The organism is Pseudomonas sp. EA_65y_Pfl1_P113, from assembly GCF_963970525.1.
In the GTDB taxonomy this organism is placed as follows: Bacteria; Pseudomonadota; Gammaproteobacteria; order Pseudomonadales; family Pseudomonadaceae; genus Aquipseudomonas; species Aquipseudomonas tritici.
In genome coordinates this window covers 1-734 of record NZ_CAXAQM010000152.1, presented here as the reverse complement: position 1 = coordinate 734, position 734 = coordinate 1, and the positions used below count along the sequence as shown (strand labels likewise).

General features: G+C 64.7%; 2 protein-coding genes. One reads left to right on the top strand and one right to left on the bottom strand.

The window, feature by feature from the left end:
- Nucleotides 1–527, bottom strand: a 527-nt coding sequence (locus tag AACY52_RS28815; protein WP_370468061.1) for a 3-phosphoshikimate 1-carboxyvinyltransferase, incomplete at its 3' end; no start/stop codon positions are given.
- Nucleotides 528–635: 108 nt separating this feature from the next.
- Here AACY52_RS28815 and AACY52_RS28810 point away from each other — a divergent pair.
- On the top strand, nt 636–734 hold a 99-nt coding region (locus tag AACY52_RS28810), incomplete at its 3' end, for an FYDLN acid domain-containing protein (protein WP_339561143.1).

Genomic DNA, 734 nt, shown 5'->3' with positions numbered 1-734 from the left:
ACCTGCGCCGATGCGACGGGCAGGGTGTAGGTGATCGGGATGGCCGGGCAGATCCCGCGCAGCATCAGCGGCAAGCGGCCGCCCGGACTGGGGGTGAACTGAGCTCCCATGTCGGACAAGGGCGTGATGACACGCCCCATCGGACGTTTGGACAGCGAGGCGTCGCCAATGAAGGTGGCTGTAATGGGATGGCTGGCGACCAGCCCCATCAGCAGCCGCGTCGAGGTGCCCGAATTGCCCATGTCGAGCGCATTGGTCGGCTGCAGCAGGCCACCGACGCCGACGCCGTCAATCGTCCACACACCATCGTCGCCCCGGACGATGCTTGCGCCCATTGCGCGCAAGGCGGCGGCGGTGGCGAGAACATCCTCGCCCTCCAGTAGGCCGGTGACGCGACTGGTGCCGACGGCGAGCGCCGAAAACATCAGCGAGCGGTGACTGATCGACTTGTCGCCCGGAACGCGAACGCGACCGGTGAGCGGACCAGAGGGTTGGACTTCAAGCGGAGCGGGAGTAGGATGTGCCATCGGCCCCGCGCTTTGACAGTGCGCTTGCGCTATGGCAAGGCGCGCCCCACTTTGCGGCGTCGCGGTCGCAAGATCTCATTATCATCTTGAAGAAGGTCAACTCGGCATATGATCCAGCCGGAATGGGGCACGAAGCGTACGTGCCCGAAATGCGCCACCCGTTTTTATGACCTGGGCAAGGACGATCCCGTCACGTGCATCAACTGC